Annotated in this window: 15 protein-coding genes and 1 pseudogene; 7 read left to right on the top strand and 9 right to left on the bottom strand. The window is 71.8% G+C overall.

The features are described from left to right. Positions 1 to 21 precede the first annotated feature (21 nt). The 3 genes from ACZ3YL_RS37905 to ACZ3YL_RS37895 all read left to right on the top strand — a co-directional run bounded on the left by ACZ3YL_RS37905 (position 22) and on the right by ACZ3YL_RS37895 (position 5,688). Positions 22 to 4,266 (top strand): glycoside hydrolase family 38 N-terminal domain-containing protein, encoded by a 4,245-nt coding sequence (locus ACZ3YL_RS37905; protein ID WP_465662036.1) that lies wholly within the window; start codon positions 22 to 24, stop codon positions 4,264 to 4,266. Further along, positions 4,263 to 4,958 (top strand): DUF7158 domain-containing protein, encoded by a 696-nt coding sequence (locus tag ACZ3YL_RS37900; protein WP_465662034.1) that lies wholly within the window; start codon positions 4,263 to 4,265, stop codon positions 4,956 to 4,958. Before ACZ3YL_RS37905 ends, ACZ3YL_RS37900 begins: the two co-directional genes overlap by 4 nt. A 70-nt stretch (positions 4,959 to 5,028) precedes the next feature. Then, positions 5,029 to 5,688, top strand: a complete 660-nt coding sequence (locus ACZ3YL_RS37895) for an HAD family hydrolase (protein WP_465662032.1) — start codon at positions 5,029 to 5,031, stop codon at positions 5,686 to 5,688. On the opposite strand, the gene ACZ3YL_RS37890 is transcribed toward ACZ3YL_RS37895, so the two are convergent. Then, a complete protein-coding gene (locus ACZ3YL_RS37890) occupies positions 5,669 to 6,937 on the bottom strand; it encodes a transcriptional regulator (protein ID WP_465662030.1) in 1,269 nt (422 codons plus the stop codon). The genes ACZ3YL_RS37895 and ACZ3YL_RS37890 overlap by 20 nt on opposite strands. 167 nt (positions 6,938 to 7,104) lie before the next feature. Between ACZ3YL_RS37890 and ACZ3YL_RS37885 the strand changes: the two genes are divergently transcribed. Beyond that, positions 7,105 to 7,611 (top strand): DUF6879 family protein, encoded by a 507-nt coding sequence (locus tag ACZ3YL_RS37885; RefSeq protein ID WP_465662028.1) that lies wholly within the window; start codon positions 7,105 to 7,107, stop codon positions 7,609 to 7,611. A 58-nt stretch (positions 7,612 to 7,669) separates the two neighbouring features. Here ACZ3YL_RS37885 and ACZ3YL_RS37880 read toward each other — a convergent pair whose 3' ends face one another. From ACZ3YL_RS37880 to ACZ3YL_RS37865, 4 genes are all read right to left on the bottom strand, one after another. After that, positions 7,670 to 8,107 carry an NUDIX hydrolase gene (locus ACZ3YL_RS37880; protein WP_465662027.1) on the bottom strand — a complete coding sequence of 146 codons (438 nt, stop codon included), beginning with the start codon at positions 8,105 to 8,107 and terminating at the stop codon, positions 7,670 to 7,672. After that, positions 8,104 to 8,235: a hypothetical protein gene (locus ACZ3YL_RS37875; protein ID WP_465662025.1), complete on the bottom strand. Its 132-nt coding sequence runs from the start codon at positions 8,233 to 8,235 to the stop codon at positions 8,104 to 8,106. Before ACZ3YL_RS37875 ends, ACZ3YL_RS37880 begins: the two co-directional genes overlap by 4 nt. Before the next feature lie 58 nt (positions 8,236 to 8,293). Continuing rightward, entirely contained in the window at positions 8,294 to 8,875 is a 582-nt protein-coding gene (locus ACZ3YL_RS37870) for a hypothetical protein (protein ID WP_465662023.1), read from the bottom strand. 155 nt (positions 8,876 to 9,030) lie between these two features. Beyond that, the gene (locus tag ACZ3YL_RS37865) at positions 9,031 to 9,162 is read right to left on the bottom strand and encodes a hypothetical protein (protein ID WP_465662021.1); all 132 of its coding nucleotides are present in this window, start codon (positions 9,160 to 9,162) and stop codon (positions 9,031 to 9,033) included. Positions 9,163 to 9,453: 291 nt separating this feature from the next. Here ACZ3YL_RS37865 and ACZ3YL_RS37860 point away from each other — a divergent pair, with 291 nt between their 5' ends. Both ACZ3YL_RS37860 and ACZ3YL_RS37855 read left to right on the top strand, forming a co-directional pair. Further along, entirely contained in the window at positions 9,454 to 10,653 is a 1,200-nt protein-coding gene (locus ACZ3YL_RS37860) for an RNA-guided endonuclease InsQ/TnpB family protein (RefSeq protein WP_465662019.1), read from the top strand. Positions 10,654 to 10,768: 115 nt separating this feature from the next. Next, complete coding sequence (locus tag ACZ3YL_RS37855) at positions 10,769 to 11,455, top strand: alpha/beta fold hydrolase (protein ID WP_465662017.1); 687 nt, start codon at positions 10,769 to 10,771, stop codon at positions 11,453 to 11,455. Between the two features lie 3 nt (positions 11,456 to 11,458). On the opposite strand, the gene ACZ3YL_RS37850 is transcribed toward ACZ3YL_RS37855, so the two are convergent. The 4 genes and pseudogenes from ACZ3YL_RS37850 to ACZ3YL_RS37835 all read right to left on the bottom strand — a co-directional run. After that, positions 11,459 to 12,520: a HEAT repeat domain-containing protein gene (locus ACZ3YL_RS37850; protein WP_465662015.1), complete on the bottom strand. Its 1,062-nt coding sequence runs from the start codon at positions 12,518 to 12,520 to the stop codon at positions 11,459 to 11,461. Continuing rightward, positions 12,514 to 13,185 carry a HEAT repeat domain-containing protein gene (locus tag ACZ3YL_RS37845; protein WP_188309361.1) on the bottom strand — a complete coding sequence of 224 codons (672 nt, stop codon included), beginning with the start codon at positions 13,183 to 13,185 and terminating at the stop codon, positions 12,514 to 12,516. Before ACZ3YL_RS37845 ends, ACZ3YL_RS37850 begins: the two co-directional genes overlap by 7 nt. 99 nt (positions 13,186 to 13,284) lie before the next feature. Next, complete coding sequence (locus ACZ3YL_RS37840; protein WP_188309344.1) at positions 13,285 to 13,866, bottom strand: hypothetical protein; 582 nt, start codon at positions 13,864 to 13,866, stop codon at positions 13,285 to 13,287. A gap of 167 nt (positions 13,867 to 14,033) precedes the next feature. Continuing rightward, positions 14,034 to 14,198 (bottom strand): annotated as a pseudogene (locus tag ACZ3YL_RS37835) (DUF397 domain-containing protein); the annotation flags it as partial. Between the two features lie 99 nt (positions 14,199 to 14,297). Here ACZ3YL_RS37835 and ACZ3YL_RS37830 point away from each other — a divergent pair. Next, a partial coding sequence (locus tag ACZ3YL_RS37830; protein ID WP_465662013.1) for a transposase occupies positions 14,298 to 14,501 on the top strand: 204 nt, incomplete at its 3' end.

Here is a 14,501-nt window from a genome sequence, read left to right as displayed (position 1 = left end):
CGTACCGAAAGGATCACCCCCGTGCCGGTCACCACCATCACCGCCGTCGAGAGCACCGACCTGTTCACCGGCCCCGAGGACGCCCCGCGCCAGCTGCTGCGGGTGACGATCGAGGGGCCGGCCGCCCGGATCACCGTCAGCGGGACGGGCGTGCGCGGCGAGGCGACCGGCACGGGGCTGGTCGAAGTCCCCCTGGAGATCACCGGAGCTGCCGTCGGCACCCGACTTCCCGTCACCGTCCGGGCGTTGTCAAGTGAAGCCGCCGCCGTGGTGGAGGTGGCGGAGCCCGGCTGGACCATGTTCCTGGTCTCCCACTTCCACTACGACCCGGTCTGGTGGAACACCCAGGCCGCCTACACCTCCCCGTGGGAGCTGCTGGCCGCCGACGCCACCACCCGGCCGCTGTGGGAGCGCAACGGCTTCGCCCTGGTCGACGCCCATCTGGACCTCGCCCTGCGGGACCCGGTGTACAAGTTCGTGCTCGCCGAAGTCGACTATCTCAAGCCGTACTTCGACCAGCACCCGGAGCGGCGCTCGGTGCTTCGGGCGCTCATGGAGCGCGGACAGGTCGAACTCGTCGGCGGCACCTACAACGAGCCGAACACCAACCTCACCGGCGCCGAGACGACCATCCGCAACCTCGTCTACGGCATCGGCTACCAGCGCGACATCCTCGGCGGCGACCCGCAAACCGCCTGGCAGCTCGACGTGTTCGGGCACGACCCGCAGTTCCCCGGTCACCTCGCCGCGGCCGGCCTCACCGGTAGCGCCTGGGCCCGCGGGCCGTTCCACCAGTGGGGCCCGATCCAGAAGAACTTCCGCCAGGGCAAGGACGACGCCCGGGTGATGCAGTTCCCCAGCGAGTTCGAGTGGATCGCGCCCGGTGGGGAGGGCGTGCTCACCCACTACATGCCGCACCACTACTCGGCGGGCTGGTGGATGGACTCCTCGCCCGACCTCGCCACCGCCGAGCAGGCCGTGTACGAGCTGTACCGCAAGCTCAAGCCGGTCGGGGCGACGAAGAACCTGCTGCTGCCGGTGGGGACGGACTACACCCCGCCGAACAAGTGGGTCACCGCGATCCACCGCTCCTGGGCCGACAAGTACCTGTGGCCGCGCTTCGTCTGCGCCACTCCGCGCGACTTCCTGGACGCCGTCCGGGCCGAACTCGCCGCCACCGGGCGCCGGCCCAGCCCGCAGACCCGCGACATGAACCCGGTGTACACCGGCAAGGACGTCTCCTACATCGACACCAAGCAGGCCCAGCGGGCGGGCGAGGTCGCGGCGGTGGACGCGGAGAAGCTCGCCGCGCTGGCCGTCGTCAACGGGCTCGGGAGCTACCCGGCCGCCGCGCTCGACAAGGTGTGGCGCCAACTCGCCTACGGCGCGCACCACGACGCGATCACCGGCTCCGAGTCGGACCAGGTGTACCTGGACCTGCTGGGCGGCTGGCGGGAGGCGTACGACCTGGCCTCCGCCGTCCGGGACGCGGCGCTGGACGCGCTGACGGCCCGGATCTCCACGGCGGACTTCGGGGCGGCGGGCTCGGGTCCGGCGGACTTCGGTGCGGCGGTGGTGGTGACCAACACGCTGTCCTTCGACCGGACGGACCTGGTGGCCCTCGAACTCCCGGACGGTGCCCGGTCGGTGCGGGTGCTGGACGAGACGGGCGCGCCGGTGCCGAGCGCCGTCGACCGGGGGACGCTGCGGTTCCTGGCGCAGGACGTACCCGCGCTCGGCTGGCGCACCTGGCGGCTGGTGGAGGGCGCCGCCGAACCGGTCTGGACGGCGGCGGAGGACGTGCCGATCCAGGGCGGCACGAGCGGGGCCTGCACCATCGAGGGCGGCCGGTACCGGGTGACGGCCGACCCGGCGCGTGGCGGCGGGCTGTCCTCCGTCTACGACCGGCTGCACGACCGGGAGTTGATCCAGGACGGCCGGATCGGCAACGAGCTGCGGGTGTACGAGGAGTACCCGCAGCACCCCGACTTCGGCGAGGGCCCCTGGCACCTGGTGCCGAGCGGGCCGGTGGTCGGCTCCGGGAGCACCGCCGCGTCCGTCCGGTGGGAGACCGGCCCGCTCGGCGAGCGGCTGGTGATCGCCGGCACCGTCGACGACGTCCGCTACGAGCAGACGGTGACGCTCTGGCGCGGCCTGGACCGCGTCGACTGCCGGACCAGGGTCCTCGACTACTCCGGCGCCGACCGGCTGCTGCGACTGCGCTTTCCGGTGGACGTCCCCGGCGGACTGCCGGTCAGCGAGGTCGCCGGGGCGGTCGTCGGGCGCGGCTTCGCGCTGCCCGACGTCGACTCGGCGGAGGCGCCGTGGACGCTGGACAACCCGGCCAACACCTGGTTCGGGCTGGGCGCCACCGCGCGGGCCGTCCTCACCTCCGCCTCCGGCGAGGTCACCGGGGCACGGGCACTCGGCGTGGCCGAGGTGGTCGTTCCGACGCTGGACGACGCCGCCGACGCCCGCCCGCTGGTGGTCGCCCTGGCCCGGGTCGGCGTCACCGCCACCACCTCGGGGGCGGACTGGGCGCGGTACGGCTGGCTGGACGTGGACTCCAACCTGCCGGACTTCCGGATCGTCGTCGGTGGACCGGAAGTCAACGACGCCGCACGGGAGTTGATTGAACGCGCCGGTGAGGAGTACGCCGCCGCGCTGAAGGCGCACGGCGCGGTGTGGGTGCCCGCGCTCACCCCGCTCGCCGAGGTGTGGCGGCCGGACGCCGACCTGCGGGACCTGCGCGCGCTGCCGGCCCTGGTGGTCACCGACGTGCCGGCCCTGGTCGACGACCTCGCGGACGCCCGGATCACCGCCGTCTGCCCGGTGCCCGTCACGGATGAACTCGCCGACCACACCGTGGCGTTGCTCAGCTTCGGTCTGCCCGGCTTCGCGGTGGACACCACCGGCGCGCTCCACCTGTCGCTGATGCGCTCCTGCACCGGCTGGCCGTCCGGCGTCTGGATCGACCCGCCCCGACGCACCCTGCCGGACGGAGCCTCCTTCCAACTCCAGCACTGGACGCACGAGTTCAGCTACGCGCTGGTCGGTGGCGACGGTGACTGGCGAACCCAGACCCTGCCCGCGCGAGGGCAGGAGTTCAACCACCCGCTGTACGCGCGGCTCCTGGACGCCCAGGACGGGCCGCTGCCCCGGACCCTGTCCTGGCTGCGGGTCGAACCGCAGCGCGAGGTGCTGCTGGGCGCGCTCAAGCCGGCCGGGAACCCGATCGCCCACGGCTCGGCCGCGCCGACCGGGGGCGAACTCACCGTCCGGCTGGTCGAGTCGACCGGCCTCGGGCGGACGGCGCGCCTCGGCGGCGCACTCGGACTGGACGACGTACGGCCCGCCGACCTGCTCGAACGGCCGCTCGCCGCCACCGCTGACGCTCTCGACCTGGCCGGGTCGCAGATCGCCACCCTGCTGGCGCTACCCGGGGTGACGGGCCGGGCCGGCAGCCCCGTGCTCGGCCCGGTCGCCGAACCCGCCCAGCCCGTCCACGCCCGCTACTGGCTGCACAACCGGGGCCCGGCGCCGCTCGGCTACCTGCCGGTGTCGGTCGGGGCCTCGCCGGGGCTGCTGCGGACGGCGGGGGAGGCGGTGACGCTGTCGGTCGCCCTCTCCTCGCAGCTGCGGGACGCGGCGGTGGAGGGTACGGCGGCGGTGCTGGCGCCCAAGGGGTGGACCACCAGCGTCGGCAGCCGACCGTACCGGCTCCCGGCCGGTGGACACCTGCGCTTCCCGGTGACCCTGACCCCGCCGGCCGGTGTTCCGGCCGGCCTCCACTTCGCCGCCGTCCGGATCGAGCACGACGGGCAGCAGATCGAGGACGTGGTGACGATCGCGGTCGGCGACCTGCCCGAGCTGCTGCCCGTCCCCGGCGAGGCCCCCGAGGACTGGACGGCGGCGCAGGGCACCAAGGCGGCGACCGGCCGGGACACCGGCCTGTCCGTCGACGTCTCCGCCGAGACGCTGCGGGTCGCCCCCGGCGGCCGGGCCGACCTCACCCTGACGCTGACCAACCGCACCCGAGGCGAGATCCGGGGCGAGCTGCAGCTGGTCTCCCCGTGGGGCACCTGGGAGGCGATCGCCGAGCCCGTCCGGGGCTTCACCGTCCCGGCGGACTCCTCGGTCACCGTCGACTTCGCCGTCACCGCCCCCGAGTCCATCGACCCGGGCGCGTACTGGGCCCTCGCCAAGATCATGTGGTTCGGCCGCTGCCAGTACGCCCCGGCCGTCGCCCTGGTGGTGGAGGCATGAGTCTCGGCCTGCTCGACGGACAGCCCCTTTCCCGGGCGGCTCTGGACGAGCGCCTCGCCGCCCTGCGGACCGGCCCGCGCTCCACCGCCCTGCCCCAGCCCGGTAGTTCGGAGGACCGCCAGCTTGTCCGGTGGGTCGCCCAGGTGCTGCTGACCGAGGCCCTCTGCGAGGCGGTCGCCACCGAGCGGGGCCTGCCGGTCGCCCCGGTCGGACCCGCCCGGCTCGATCAACAAGCCGCCGTCGAACTCGGCTCCATCACCGCCGCCGCCTACGAGGGCAGCGCCGCCGTCCGGGCCGTCTACCAGGACGTCACCGCCGGCATCGACCCCTCACCCGCCGACCTGGCCCACTACCGGAGCATGACCGCCCGCCCACCGGCCACCCGCTGGCACCTCGCCCTCCCCGACGGCAGCTTCGAAGCCGACCCCGACACCCTCCCGACCGCCCTCGCCGAAGCCCTCCGCACCGCCCCGCCGGGCGAGTGGGTCACCATCGGCCCCTGGACGGCCATGCTCCTCGCCACCCTCGCCATACCGCAGAATCCCGACCCCACCCCCACCCTCCGCGAAGCCGCCCGCCGAGCGGAGTTCGTCCGCTGGCTCGACTACCAACGCGCCCAACGCCTCACCCTGGTACCGGGATTGGAACACCCCGGCGACCCGGCCCAACCCGACAACCACCACCGCCACTGAGCGGCACCGGTCAGGCCCGCCGCGCTCGCCCCGAGCGCGGCGGGCCCGATGGCTTCGTTAGGCTGCGACCATGATTCGTGCAGTGGTGTTCGACGTCGGTGAGTGCTTGGTGGACGAGACCCGGGAGTACGGCACCTGGGCGGACTGGCTGGGCGTGCCTCGGCACACCTTCGTGGCCCAGTTCGGTGCCGTGATCGCGGAGGGCCGCGACTACCGCGAGACGTTCCAGGTCTTTCGGCCGGGTTTCGACCTGTACGAGGAGCGCGAGAAGCGGGCGGCGGCCGGTCAGCCCGAGGCATTCGGCGAGGACGACCTGTATCCCGATGTCCGCCCGGCCCTTGTACGGTTGAGGGCGGACGGGCTCTGGCTCGCGATCGCGGGCAACCAGACCGTGCGGGCCGGTGAGATCCTTCGCCAGTTGTTCACGGACGACGTCGACCTCATTGGCACCTCCGACGATTGGGGCGCGAGCAAACCGGATCCGGCGTTCTTCGAGCGGGTGGCGGAAGCGGTCCCGGCTCGACCGGATGAGATCCTCTACGTCGGCGACCGCCTCGACAACGACGTACTCCCCGCTGCCCGGGCCGGGATGTGCACCGCGCTGATCCGCCGGGGGCCGTGGGGCTGGATCCAGCAGCACGACCCCGCAGCCGATCGTGCGACCTTCCGGATCGACTCGCTCAGCGAGCTGGCGGAGCTGATCGCGAAGGCTAACGCTGGAGCGAACTGAGCGTCGCCGACCAGGAGTAGAGGCGGTCGTCGACGCGCCGTACCGAGTCCGAGTCCTGCCAGCTCGCGAGCGCCCGGCGGGCCTCTCGGATGCGATCCATGCCGGTGGCGTACCAGGTCGCGCCCAGCTGATCGAGTGCTTGCTCCAGCAGAGCGCACGCCGTATCAGGCCGTCGAGCGGCGGCCTCGACGGCTGCGAGGTCGCCGAGAACCACTACTCGCTGCTTGCCGGCGGTCTCGGGCAGATCGGCGAGCACCGCCTCACGGGTGGTTCGGGCCTGGGGGATCAGGCCGGCTGCCAGTTCGGTGTTGCCCTTGAAGGCCGCGAGTCGGGTGGACGAGAACCAGGTGAACCACTCGGGGCTGCGGTGCTCGCCACCAGCGCTCATGGTCTCCTCTGCCCGACGCAGGAGCGTGAGCGCTTGCCGGTGGTCGCCGCAGCGGGTCAGGCATTCCGCCTCCACGGCGTCGAGCCACGCCGGCAGCTCTGCTGAGGCGGGCCCCCGCCGGGCGTACGTGCGGGCGGCTCGCATCCGCTCGGCAGTGTCCTCGCGATGCCCCGCCCATCCCGGGACGAACGCGGAGTGCCCGAGGATGGCGGCGCCGAGCAGCGGGTCGTCGGCTGCACCTGCAGCTTGCAGGGCACGCACGAACGTGCCGTCGGCGACCTCTGGTTGGCGGAGGTCGAAGAACTGGATCCGGCCCGCGAGAAGAAGGCTCTCCGCGAGTGCGGACGCGAGCACCCTTCGGGCGACTCCGTCGGTCTCGCCCAGCAGAGCCGCACCCAGGTTGGCGTGCTCGACGACCGCCTGGTGCAACGTCGCGGGCGGAACGCTCCAGTAGAGACGTCGATGGGCTTCTGTGACCGTCGCGAAGTCCGCGCCCACAGTCGGTGGTTGAGTTGCGGATGCGACTACCGGCCTCGGCAGCGCAGGGGTGGCCGAAGGGCGACGGCCCGTGGGCGTGACCTTGTCCGGCGCCGGTCGGATGCTGTCATCCCACGGCGCGCGGAATCCGAGGTCCTCGATCGGCAGGCGCAGGACGTAGGTGAGAAGCTGCTGGTGATCATCGCGCGGCCAAGGCGGGGTGGGGGATTCCCACCGCCCGATCTGCTTGCGACTGACGACGATTTCCCCCAGGCCGAGTTGGCGGGCTGCGTCGTGCAGGGCGGCCGCGAGTGCCTGTTGGCTGGAGAGGCCGCGAGCCTGTCGGGCGGCCTTGAGAGCGGTGTTGCCAATGGACCTTGGCATGGTGTCCTCCGAGCGACAGCCGGTAGGAACGGCTGGACGAGTGACGACCATACGATCGACCCCCTCGGGTCACGTGCTCTTGACGGTGCACCGGCTTCGCGAAACCGTGTCCTGCCAGCGGCTCCCCGCCAACATGATTCAGTTCATCCCGCGCCCGAAGGACGACGATGTTTCTTGAGCACCTGGCCCGGGCGAAGCGTTCCGCGCTGCACCTGGAGATGCGCGATTCCTACATGCTGGATGACCCGCAGTTCATCCGCTGGCAGGAGGGGTTCCGGATTGACCGCCAGGACCGGGCCTCGTGGTGGCGGCCGTGGTGCGACACGGTGGCCGAGGCCGTCGGCCGTGGGGTGGAGTTTCGCCGGGCCCGGATCGTCTCGGAGCCGGTGCACGACTACATCCGGTACGAGTACGACGTCACGTTCCCGAACATCGTGGCCGGCGAACAGGTCCGCTGGTTGCCCCGCCGGGACGCGAAGGACCTCGCATTGCCGGGTGTGGACTTCTGGCTCTTCGACGGGCAGGTGGTTCTCTTCAACCACTTCACCGGCGATGGGCAGTGCGCCGACCCGGACATGGAGACGACCGCCGATGCGGCCGTCCTGAAGCTGTGCGGTTCCGCATTCGAGGCGGTGTGGGACCGCGCCATCGACCACGAGCAGTACAAGATCTGACCGCCCGGATCGTCTGCCCGCCGCGCTCGGACCCCGAGCGCGGCGGTCTCAGGGCGGCTCAGCGGGTGATCAGCTCCCGCACCGCGTCGCTGACCGGCGGGAGGTCGCCCAGACGCGCCCACTGATAGGCATCGTGCTCGGTGACGAGGACCGGTTCAGGCTCGACCACGGTGACCGAGAAGTTGAACTGCCGGGTCGTCCCGCCACGACTGTTGGCGTAGTCGAAGTGCCCGAGGTACCCGTTCACCGCCTCGACGGTCAGCCCGGTCTCCTCGGCGGTCTCCCGGTGCAGGGCGTCCAGCACACCTTCGCCGTGGTCGACCTTGCCGGAGGGGACCTCCCACAGCCCGCCCATGAAGTCGTCCGGCTTCCGACGCAGCAGCAGGACCCGGCCGCCGGCGTCCCGGACGACGGCGGCGGCCACGAACCCCGTGACGCCCTCCTGTTCGGCCTGATCGACCAGGGCGGCCAGCAGGGCATCGGAGATATCGGTCATGGCAGTAGCTCCTCGTGGTGCTCGCTCACTTTCGCGGCCGCGCGCACGTACTGCTCGGCCAGCGCGAGATCCTGCTCACGATGCCAGACCGGCAGCTTGATCGTGTGCCGGTGGGCCCGCTCCGCCACGGGGAAGGACCCGGACCGGTACTGCCGGTGGTGACGCGGCTGCCCGGGGATCAGCCGGTCATGCGGACCAGAAGGGGTCCTCGTACGTGGGGACGTCGTCGGGGTTGCCGTTGGGCATGGTCGGAACGGGGGTGGGGGTCCCGAAGGCGCCGTGGACCACTGGGACGGGGGAGACCCACGCCGTGATGTCGATGAGCCCGGAAGAGTGGACGGTGATCCCGACGCTCGCACCGCCCGGGGCACTGGCGACGCTGCCGGGCGGTGTGGAGTCGGTCCTGGTGACGGTGTACCCCTTGGCTTTCCAGCCGCGCTCGACCATGTCCAGCAGGGCGCCGTACTTGGCCGGCGCGATCCTGGTCGTGATGTGGCGCCGGCGGTCGGCGTTCGCGTAGCCGAGCGAGTGCTCGTCGAGGCCCTTGGAGTACTGCTCGACCGCGTCAGGGTTGTCGTCCCAGTACCGCAGGGCCGGCTGGACGTCGGTCAGCGACTCGTCGAGGAGGGCGTCCATCCGCTGGAGGGCCTGCTCGGGCGGTACGAGCTGCTTGGGCGCCCCGGCGCCGGACGAGCAGGCGGTCAGGGCGAGCGCCAGGGCGGCGACCGCGGTGCCCAGCCCGAGGGTGCCCCGAGATGAACTGTTCATCGGCCCTCCCTGCTTCGTCACGTCGTCGTACGTGCCCGCCACGATCTGGCCGATGTCGTACAACAGCAGGTCACACGTCTCGCACAGGGGCACCGAGGTCGAAAAGCTAGCAGATTCGAAACCGCAATCGATCACCGGCGTCGAGTACACCGGTCTCACCCCTGATAGCCGTGCCGCCGACGGCCGCGATCTCGCTGGAGGGTACGGCGCTTGACGGTGCGATGGCAGCGGTCGGCCGGTGTGATGGCGGCGGCCGGGTGGACGATGGTGCGCATGACCGAGCTCATCGCATCATCCGATGGCGTCTGTTCCATCCCTGATCTTGCAGGGTATCCCCGGCTTCAGCCGGGGAGGGAATGCATCCTTGGCCCGGAGCCGCGAAGCGGCGGAGTTCGCTGCGTTGCTCCGCCCGGCCGGGGCCTTGGGAACGGGCCCCGGCAGCCGGACAGAACAACGCGAAGACAGCCCAGTAGGGCGTCAGTCAGTGGCAGAGCCACGACCATCGGGGACCCATGAGCACTATCAGTGTCAGTGGCGTGTTCTAGCTTGATCACGTCGACCGTAAGGGGGTGAGCCGGGTGATCCGTGCGTACAAGTTCCTCATGCGGCCCACCGTGGGCCAGGCGCTGGCGCTCGCCGAGATGCTGCGGGATCACTGCTCGCTCTACAACGGGGCCCTGCAGGAACGCCGCGACGCCTACCGGCATGTTTCCAGGACCACCGTCCGGTACGGGGAGCAGTCCGCGCAGCTCAAGGAGATCCGGGCGTTCGACCCGGAGCGGCAGGGCCGCTGGTCGTTCTCCAGTCAGCAGGCCACCTTGCGACGCCTGGACAAGGCGTTCGCGGCGTTCTTCCGGCGTGTCAAGTCCGGTGAGAAGCCTGGCTACCCGCGTTTTCGGGGCGTCAACTGGTTCGACACGGTGGACTTCCCCAAGGACGGCGACGGCTGCCGCTGGGACTCCACCCCGCACGACCCGGTCACCCGCGTCCGCTTCCAAGGCGTCGGGCACGTCAAGGTCAACCAGCACCGGCCCGTGGTCGGCAAGGTCAAGACCGTCAGCGTCAAGCACGAAGGACAGCGCTGGTACGTCGTCCTCACCGCCGAACAGGCGCAGCCCGATCCGCTGCCCGCGACCGGCAGCGTGGTCGGCATCGACATGGGCATAGCCAACTTCCTCGCCGACTCCGACGGCGGGTCTGTACCCAACCCCCGCCACGGCCGGAAGGCCGCCGCGAAGCTCGAAGCCGCGCAGCAGGCCCTCTCCCGGTGCAAGCGGCGCGGCAACCGCCGCCGCAAGCAGGTTCAGCGCGTCGCCGACCTGCACCGCAAGGTCCGCCGCCAGCGGCTCGACCACGCCCACAAGACCGCCCTTGACCTCGTGCGCCGGCACGACCTCATCGCGCACGAAGACCTCAGGATCCGCAACATGGTGCGCACCCCCGCGCCCAGGCCCGACCCTGGACAACCGGGCGTCTTCCTGCCCAACGGCGCTGCCGCCAAGGCCGGACTGAACAAGTCGATCTCGGATGCCGGATGGGGGGTGTTCCTGACGATCCTGCACGCCAAGGCTGAGAGCGCCGGACGGGAAGTGATCGCCGTGGACCCCCGCAACACGTCCCGCCAATGCCCCGAATGCGGGCACACCAGCGCGGAAAACCGGACCACTCAGGAGAAGTTCCACTGCGTTGGCTGTGGCCACCAGGCGCACGCTGACACGGTGGGAGCCACCAACGTTCTACGGGCCGGGCTGGTCCGTCGCGACGCCAACCCGGCTTAGCGAGAAGCCCCCGGCTTCAGCCGGGGGAGGAGTCACCACGGCCCTGGACGACGGATCCGGGCCCACTCTGCTGGTGGTCCACCCCGGGGGCGGAGACGCGACGGCCTGGGACGCCGTGACCCGTCACCTGACCGACGGCTTCCGGGTCGTCAGGATCCACCGACGGATCTACGCTCCCGGCGCGGATATCGCGCTACCCCACTCGATGGCCGTCGAGGCGGCCGACGTCGTCCGGGTCGCCGGACTCCTCGACGCCCCGGTGCTTCTGGTGGGGCACTCCTCGGGCGCCGTCGCCGCGCTGGAGGCCGCCCTGCTCGACCCGTCGGCGTTCGCGGGGCTGTTTCTCTATGAACCACCGCTGCCCACCCGGGAGTTGGTCGCCGGGGCGGCGGGAGTGCGGGCCCGGGCCGCGCTGGAGGCGGGTGACCCCGTCGAGGCGGTGCGGATCCACCTGCGCGACATCGTCCGGGTGCCCGCGAGCATGGTCGACGCGCTGCTCGCCGACCGGGGTGCGCGAGCCGCGTGCTCCGCCTTCGCGGCGGCGCAGATCGCGGACGACGAGGCGATCGACGCGCTCGGCGTCGGTATCGAGCGCTTCGCGGGCCTCGAAACCCCCGCGACCCTGATCGAGGGGGACCAGAGCCCCGCCCACCTGCGCGAGCGCCTGTCCGACCTGGCGGCGACCCTGCCCAACGCGCGGGTCGTCACGCTCGTCGGCCAGGGGCACGTCGCCCACGTCGTGGCTCCCGCCGTGCTGGCCTCCGCGATCCGGGAGACGGCGGGGCACGTCCTCCGGGCATGAGGCTCAGTCGGCGCTTCGGGCCCCAGGGGACGGTTCGTCGGAGGACCGCTCTTCGAGGGCTCCGAGGAGGGCCGAGGCGACGAGGGCGACGGCGCGGTCCTCGTCGTGGGTCAGTTGGCGCAGGACCTCCTGCGCATCGGTGCCCGGCAGTTCGACCAGGGCCTGGGTGAGGCGGATCCGGGTCGCGGAGTCCGCGGCGGGGGAGGCGAGTTCGTCGGCCAGTGCGGTGGTGATCCGGTCCCGGGAGCCGGGGTGCCGGGAGCCTGGGTCCCGGGACAGCGTGCCCAGGACCTCCGCCGCGTCGACGTCGTAGGAGCCCTCGACCACCATGGCGACGAGCGTCGGCACGGCCGCGGTCACGCCGCGCCTGCCCAAGGCGAGCGCGGCGTGCCTGCGTACGGTCGGGTCCCGGTCCCCGAGGGCGTCCGCGAGTACGGGGGTCGTGCCCGGGGCTTCGGGCATCTCGGTGATCGCCCGCACCGCGCGGCGCCGGACGTCGACGTCGTCCGACCGCAGGCCGGCGGCCAGGGCCGCCATGCCGTCCCCGCCCGAGCGGGCGAGCGCCCAGCGCAGGGCGCCCGCGACGTTGGGGTCGGACTCGGACAGCACGGCCCCGGCCAGCAGCTCCGCGGGTACCGGCACACCCTCCGGCCGGGTGAGGACGGCCTGCTGCCGGCGCGCGGCGCTGGTCGAGTCGAGCCCTTGCAGGAGCTCCACGATGCGCAGGACGTCCTGCCAGCCGGTGGGCGCCGACGCATCGACCGTGCGGAGCCGCCTGAGCAGTTCCTGTTCCCGCTCCAGACGGTCCTCCGCCCACCGGATCAGGTCGCTGACCAGCTCGGACGGCGTGAAGGCCGGATCCTCCAGCGCACGGGCGACCTGCTTGAGCGAGAGCCCGAGGGACCGCAGGCTCTCCACGTGGAAGATCCTGCGGACGTCCTCGTCGGAGTACTCGCGGTAGCCGCCGACGGTGCGGCCGGTGGGTCGCACCAGGCCGAGGGCGTCGTAGTGCCGGAGCATCCGCGTGCTCACCCCCGAGCGGCGGGCGACGTCACCGATCAGCACGCCGGGGTCTCCGCGGCCTCGGCGGCGGAAGCGATGACGGCTGCCCGTTCCGGGCCGAGGGCGGCGAGTCGCTTCGCCTCGAAGAGCGCCGCGTCGAACCCGGTCTCCGGGTCCCGAAGGAGCAGCACGGTGGCATGGGCGTGCTCGGCCACCGCCGGGTCGGGGTCGGCCGCGGCCTGCTCCAGGGCGGGCTCGGTCACGGGGCCGAGGTCGACGAAGGCCCGGCTCAGGCTGAGCTGGACGTTGCGGTCGCCGCGGCCGAGTTGCCGTACCAGTTCGTCGGCCAGGTCCGCCTTCCCGTCCTCGGGGACGAGGACGACCGCGACCCGCCACGCCGTCCGCGCGACCTCGTCGTCGGCGTCCCGCAGCATGTCGCGGGTGATCCAGGCCCACGCGCTCTTGTCGCCGATCTTGGAGAGCGTGTGCAGGGCCTGACTGCGGGCCTGGGCGTGCTCGGAGTCGAGTTCCCGGCGGATCCGGGGCAGGGTGACCTCGGACGGGAGGCGGGTCAGCGCCCAGGACAGCATGTCCCGTACGAAGAAGTCCGGTTCGACCGCGCACCGTTCGACCAGCGCCTCCAGGAGGCCGGGGTCGGGGTTCGAGCCGACCGCCAGGGCCGCCTGGAGCCGCACCGACGAGTCCTCGGTGCCCAGGGCCTTGACCATGCGGGTGTGCTGCTCGGTTCCGTCTGTGGTGTTGATCGGGACCACCTCCTGCGCCCAGTGGACACCTTGTCACGGTGACAAGGTCAAACCGTTCTGCGGTCAGGCTGGGCCCTGCGCCGCGATCCGCAGCGCGACATCGATGTGGCTGTACCCGGGGATGGGCGACCCGACGGCCTTCTCGTACCGCACCGCGTCGGCGAGCCCGAGCTTCTCGCCGGTGGCGAGGGTCCGGTTCGTCGTCCACAGAAGCATCCGCAGCTGTTCGTTCTCGACGCCGAGGATCCGGGCGGACGACTCCAGCGGTACGCCGGTGCCCGCGCGCCAGTCGGCCACCGCAGACCAGAAGTCGCCCACGGTGTCCCAGCAGATCGCGCTGCGGGGGCCGAGCAGCGGGCGTATGCCGTCGAGCGGCCGGAAGGTGTCGAGGCGGTGGGACGCCAGGTTCTGGAGGTTCTCCAGGAACGCGACGACGAATCCGTACTCGGCCTGGTCCTCCAGGAGTTCCTCGACGGCCGCCAGGATCTCGGCGGTCGCGCCGTGATCCCGCCGGGCCGCCCGGAAGGCGACCTGGCGGGACACCTCCAGATCGTCGGTGTCGTCCACCGATCCGGGCTTGACGCCCGCGAGGTCGAGGAGCCGCTGGGAGCGCCCGACGGGGCGACGGCGCCATGGGAGCCGCATCGGCAATCCCCCTGTCTGCTTGCAGCGACGGTGATCATGGTCGCTTGGTGTCGGTCAGCATGACACGGCGTTCCCAGCAGATCGACTACGGGGGACCGGCAACCAGTCGGGCCACCGGCTTTGCCGTCGAGGGCGGCCTTCGCTCTGCGGAGCGAAGGGCCGCCCGGTCAGGTGGTGTGGTGGTCGAACTCACCGGCTTTGACGCCTTGGAGGAGTTCGGAGGCGGAGGTGGTGCGGACGACTGTGTCGCCGTCGTCGGACTCGCGGAGTTCGACCAGCCCGTCGGTCGTGCGGGCTTCGAGGCAGTTGTCGTTTGCGGCGGAGTAACTGGACTTCTGCCATGCGGAGCTAGTAGGGCTTGGTCAGGTTCGTCTTGGTATGGCGTGTCCGTTGGTGGGTTGCGTCGTTGAGGGTGTGTGACACCTGGGGAGATGGCTGAGGTCCGGGAGGACCTGGAGGCGTTCACGGCGGAGCTGTTCGAGGCGTTTACCCGCAACGATCAGCGCCGTTGGGGACAGGTCTATGTGCGTGGGCTGCTGTTGGACGGCGGGCGCAAGTCGGTGGAGCCGATGGCGGCCCGGCTGGGCGAGGACGGCAACCGGCAGGCGCTCGCGCATTTCGTGACCAGTAGTCCG

The organism is Kitasatospora sp. NPDC023176 (assembly GCF_055560495.1).
The sequence above is the reverse complement of the archived record's forward strand: the minus strand, read 5'-3'. Positions and strand labels throughout refer to the sequence as shown.

Bases quoted from the DNA above. Each gene is read 5' to 3' on its own strand.
- ACZ3YL_RS37900 (WP_465662034.1), top strand. From the start codon at position 4,263: ATGAGTCTCGGCCTGCTCGACGGACAGCCCCTTTCCCGGGCGGCTCTG.
- ACZ3YL_RS37895 (WP_465662032.1), top strand. From the start codon at position 5,029: ATGATTCGTGCAGTGGTGTTCGACGTCGGTGAGTGCTTGGTGGACGAG.
- ACZ3YL_RS37890 (WP_465662030.1), bottom strand. From the start codon at position 6,937: ATGCCAAGGTCCATTGGCAACACCGCTCTCAAGGCCGCCCGACAGGCT.
- ACZ3YL_RS37885 (WP_465662028.1), top strand. From the start codon at position 7,105: ATGTTTCTTGAGCACCTGGCCCGGGCGAAGCGTTCCGCGCTGCACCTG.
- ACZ3YL_RS37880 (WP_465662027.1), bottom strand. From the start codon at position 8,107: ATGACCGATATCTCCGATGCCCTGCTGGCCGCCCTGGTCGATCAGGCC.
- ACZ3YL_RS37870 (WP_465662023.1), bottom strand. From the start codon at position 8,875: ATGAACAGTTCATCTCGGGGCACCCTCGGGCTGGGCACCGCGGTCGCC.
- ACZ3YL_RS37865 (WP_465662021.1), bottom strand. From the start codon at position 9,162: ATGAGCTCGGTCATGCGCACCATCGTCCACCCGGCCGCCGCCATCACA.
- ACZ3YL_RS37845 (WP_188309361.1), bottom strand. From the start codon at position 13,185: ATGGTCAAGGCCCTGGGCACCGAGGACTCGTCGGTGCGGCTCCAGGCG.
- ACZ3YL_RS37840 (WP_188309344.1), bottom strand. From the start codon at position 13,866: ATGCGGCTCCCATGGCGCCGTCGCCCCGTCGGGCGCTCCCAGCGGCTC.